Raw genomic sequence first — 4,099 nt, 5'->3', positions numbered from 1 at the left:
GATCGCGCGCAGATCATCGAGGCGCGCCGTCCAGCCGGTGGGATTGGCGGGTGTGTTGATCAGAAGGGCCTTCGTGCGCGGGGTCACCGCCTCGGCGAGGCGCGCCATATCGAGCTGCCAGCCGCTTCCAGACAGATAGAGCGGCGCCTGCACCGTCTGCGCCCCGACCACCCCGATCGCCGCCGGCCCGTTCGGCCAGGCGGGAGAGGGCACGATCACCTCGTCACCAGGCCCCGCCACCAGCCGTACCGCGAGCTGGATCGCATGCATGCCGCCGATCGTCACCGTATAGCGCTCGATCGGCCCGCCGCGCCCGTAATGGCGCGTCATGTAGGCCGAGATCGCCTCGCGCAGATCCGGCAGGCCGCGCTGATGGGTATAGAAGGTCTCCCCGGCTGCGAGCGAGCGCGTCGCCGCCTCCATGATAAAGGCGGGTGTCGCGAGATCTCCCTCGCCGACCCAGAGCGGGATCAGCCCCTCGCGTCCGCGCCCGTACTCCATGAGGGTAACGATGCCGCTCTCGGGGGCTGCGGCTGCCTCGGGACGGATGGGATAGGCGATGTCCATGCGGGATTTCCTGAGCGTTAGGGTCTCGGCGCCGGTCAGTCGCCCGGGCGGCGCGGATCGAGGCTGAAGCGGGCGACTTCGCCGGCGAGTTCGACGAAGGCGCGTGCGCCGTGCGCCGCCGCCGCCTCGCCTTTCTCAGGCGTTGCGGCTGCCGCGTTGCCAATGGCGCCGGCAGCGTTGATATCCTGCGCCATCCAGCCGAAGCCATTGGGCTGGATGGCCGAGAGATGCGTGAATTCCTCCGCCATCGCCACCGTGCGCGGGGTGAAATCGACGGCTTTCTCCATGCGCACCCGATCCGGCGCGAAGGCAAGCATCAGCGCGGTCTCGATCTCGCCGCCATGAATGCCGTGGCGCAATTCATGCGCCGCAAACAGATCCTGCGGATAGCCCAGCCGGTGCCAGGCGGTGGTGACGCACAGCATGCCGAAGCGCACCCGCAATTCGCGTGCGACGATGTCGATCACCGGAATGTTGCCGCCATGCGAATTGACGATCACCAGCTTGCGGCAGCCGGAGCGAAATACACTCTCGCCGATCTCGCGCCAGGCGGCGATGGCGGTCTCCGCCGAGAGGGTGAGCGTGCCGGGAAAGGCGATGTGCTCGTTCGACTTGCCGATGGTCTGCACGGGCAGGAGGAGCAGATCCAGCTCATCAGGGACGAGCGCGCGCACGCGGTCGAGATAGCCCTGCGCGATCAGCGTATCGACGCCCACCGGCAGATGCGGCCCGTGCTGCTCGATCGCGGCGACCGGCAGCACCGCAATGGCGCGGCTCATGTCGCGGGTGGCGAAATCCTCGGTGCTCAGGGAGAGCCAATCAAGTGCGGGCATCGTCAATTCATCCGGTATTGCAACAGGAACGGGCCGCGATCACGCATCGTCCTCCGCGCGGGCGGCGATCACCTCGACCTCCACCTTGAAGGCCTCCCGGGCGAAGCCGGAGACGATCATCAGGGTCGAGGCCGGCGCCGGGTCGGCCACATGGCGGTCGCGGGCGCGCATGTAGGGCTGGAGATGGGCGCGGTCGGAAACGAACGCGTTGATGCGCACGATATCGGCCATCTCCATGCCGGCGCTCGCGAGAACCGCGCGAATCGCCGCGAAACACAGATCAGCCTGCGCCTCGGCATCGTCGGGCACGTCATCGTCGCGGGTGATGCCCAGCTGTCCCGAGACGAAAAGCAGCCTCGCGCCCGGCGGCACCTCCACCGCATGGGCATAATTGGCGAAGGGCGGGCAGATGGTGTCGGGGGTGTGGTGGCGCATCGCGCACTTTCCAATCGGCTGCATGTGACAGAAACATAGCCTTGTGCCATCGCCGCACAAGGGAAATCGGCGCGCGAAGGTGCGTGCGAAAATGCGGGGATGAGTGCCGCATGAAAACGGCACAGGGCTTGCCAGCAGGGGCCTGGTCTTGCAACACCAAGGTGGCTGCGGAAGCGGCTGCTCAATTTCTAGGCAGGGATGATGGTCATGACGCTTGTTTCTCGTGCGGCGATCGCCGCCTCCATGCTCGCCGCGACGGCGCTCAGTGCGGCTGCGCAGGATCTCGAACAGGTGCGATTCGGCACCAACTGGGTCGCCCAGGCCGAGCATGGCGGCTATTATCAGGCCGTGGTCGACGGCACCTATGCCGCATGCGGGCTCGATGTCGAGATCGTGCCGGGCGGCCCGCAAGCCAATAACCGCATGCTGCTACCCGTGGGCCGCATCGATTTCTACATGGGCGGAAACCTGATCCAGGCCTTCTCGGCCATCCGCGAGGAGATCCCCACCATCGTCGTGGCCGCGAGCTTCCAGAAGGACCCGCAGATCCTGATGTCGCATCCCGACCAGGGGCTTGATGATTTCACCGATCTGCCCGATGCCGACCAGTTGCTGATCGGGCGCGAAGGTTTCGCCACTTATTATCAATGGCTGATGGTGGCGCACGGCTTCCGCGAGGACAATGTCCGCCCCTACACTTTCAATCCGGCCCCCTTCATTGCCGATCCGCGCGCCGTGCAGCAGGGCTATCTGACCTCGGAACCCTTCGCCGTCGAATCGGAAGCCGGCTTCGCGCCCAACGTCTTCCTGCTGGCGGATCAGGGCTTTGCCACCTACGCGACGACGATCGAGACCCGTCGTGAACTGGTCGAGGAGAGCCCCGATATCGTGCAATGCTTCGTCGATGGCTCCGCCATCGGCTGGTACAATTATCTCTATGGCGACAACGAAGCCGCCAACGCGATGATCATGCGCGACAATCCGGAAATGACCGAAGACAAGATCGCCTATTCCATCGAAAAGCTGAAGGAATACGGGATCGTCGATTCGGGTGATGCCCGCGAACTGGGTATCGGCGCCATGACGGAGGAGCGGATCGGGACCTTCTTCGCGCAAATGGTCGAGGCAGGCCTGTTCGAAGCCGATCTCGACTTCCGCCAGGCCTATACGCTGGACTTCACCAATAACGGCGTCGGCATGGAACTGCGGCCCTGAGACCCGCGTCACCGGATGCCGGCTCCCTTCCGGCATCCACCGCGACCCCGATGGGCATCTGATCATCAGCTTGATCATCAGCTTGGACAGGCGCAGCGTGATCGGCTAAGCCTGCCGCACGGACAACCGAAAGAGCGGTCCGCCGCTCTCGAAACCGCGCCGCGCCGGCATTGCCGGTCCGGCGAGATTGGCGATGGCATGACTGCGCAAACCGCCCCCTCCCCGGCATCGACACCCGTTGCCCGGGCTTCCTCGGATTCCGGCTCCGCGCCGCGTTCCGGCGCCCCGCTGGTCGCGCTCGCGGGAATCGACAAGGTCTTTCAAAACGGCACCATCGCGCTGTCGGGGCTCGATCTGGGCATTCGCGAGGGCGAATTCGTCTCCCTGCTCGGTCCCTCGGGCTGCGGCAAATCGACCGCGTTACGCATTCTCGCCGGTTTGATCCCGGCCTCGCGCGGCGCCATCGACTGGGCCGGCGGCGGCGATGCCGAGGCGCATCAGCGCGATATCGGTTTCGTCTTCCAGGAACCGACGCTGATGCCCTGGGCCAATGTCGCCGACAATGTCTATCTGCCGCTTCGCCTGCGCGGAGTTTCGCGCAGGGCGGCATCGCAGGCGATCGATTCCTGCCTCTCGCTGGTGGGGCTCGAACAATTCGCGCAGAGCTATCCGCGCGAATTGTCGGGCGGCATGAAGATGCGCGTCTCCATCGCCCGGGCGCTGTCGCTGCGCCCCAAGCTGCTGCTGATGGACGAGCCCTTCGCGGCGCTCGACGAGATCACCCGCTTCAAGCTCAATGACGACATCCTGCGCCTGCAGAAGGAATTCGGCTGCACCATCGTCTTCGTGACCCATTCGGTCTTCGAGAGCGTCTATCTGTCGAGCCGGATCGTGGTGATGGCGGCACGGCCCGGGCGCATCATCGCCGGGATCGATGTCGATGCGCCGCGCCCGCGCGACCCGGATTTCCGCACCACGCCCGCCTACGGCGATTACTGCCGCACTGCTAGCGAGGCCCTGCACGGGGCCATGGGCCATGACGAGCATCT

General features: G+C 65.6%; 5 protein-coding genes. 2 read left to right on the top strand and 3 right to left on the bottom strand.

The genetic code is table 11. The annotated features are described in order from the left end of the window. The 3 genes from VKP01_RS03700 to VKP01_RS03690 all read right to left on the bottom strand — a co-directional run. Positions 1-567: aminotransferase class I/II-fold pyridoxal phosphate-dependent enzyme (locus VKP01_RS03700; RefSeq protein ID WP_324410387.1), on the bottom strand; the 567-nt coding region annotated here is incomplete at its 3' end. Between the two features lie 35 nt (positions 568-602). Next, a complete protein-coding gene (locus VKP01_RS03695; RefSeq protein WP_324410385.1) occupies positions 603-1,400 on the bottom strand; it encodes a creatininase family protein in 798 nt (265 codons plus the stop codon). 39 nt (positions 1,401-1,439) lie between these two features. Further along, positions 1,440-1,835 carry a RidA family protein gene (locus VKP01_RS03690; protein WP_324410383.1) on the bottom strand — a complete coding sequence of 132 codons (396 nt, stop codon included), beginning with the start codon at positions 1,833-1,835 and terminating at the stop codon, positions 1,440-1,442. Between the two features lie 198 nt (positions 1,836-2,033). Between VKP01_RS03690 and VKP01_RS03685 the strand changes: the two genes are divergently transcribed. Both VKP01_RS03685 and VKP01_RS03680 read left to right on the top strand, forming a co-directional pair. Further along, positions 2,034-3,050, top strand: a complete 1,017-nt coding sequence (locus VKP01_RS03685) for an ABC transporter substrate-binding protein (protein WP_324410381.1) — start codon at positions 2,034-2,036, stop codon at positions 3,048-3,050. 198 nt (positions 3,051-3,248) lie between these two features. Further along, the coding region (locus tag VKP01_RS03680; RefSeq protein ID WP_324410380.1) for an ABC transporter ATP-binding protein at positions 3,249-4,099 on the top strand (851 nt) is incomplete at its 3' end.

This window comes from Saliniramus sp., from assembly GCF_035311605.1.
In the GTDB taxonomy this organism is placed as follows: Bacteria; Pseudomonadota; Alphaproteobacteria; order Rhizobiales; family Beijerinckiaceae; genus Saliniramus.
The sequence above is the reverse complement of the archived record's forward strand: the minus strand, read 5'-3'. Positions and strand labels throughout refer to the sequence as shown.

Excerpts from the sequence above, each read along its gene's own strand:
- VKP01_RS03685 (WP_324410381.1), top strand. The coding sequence starts at position 2,034 with ATGATGGTCATGACGCTTGTTTCTCGTGCGGCGATCGCCGCCTCCATG.
- VKP01_RS03690 (WP_324410383.1), bottom strand. The coding sequence starts at position 1,835 with ATGCGCCACCACACCCCCGACACCATCTGCCCGCCCTTCGCCAATTAT.
- VKP01_RS03695 (WP_324410385.1), bottom strand. The coding sequence starts at position 1,400 with ATGCCCGCACTTGATTGGCTCTCCCTGAGCACCGAGGATTTCGCCACC.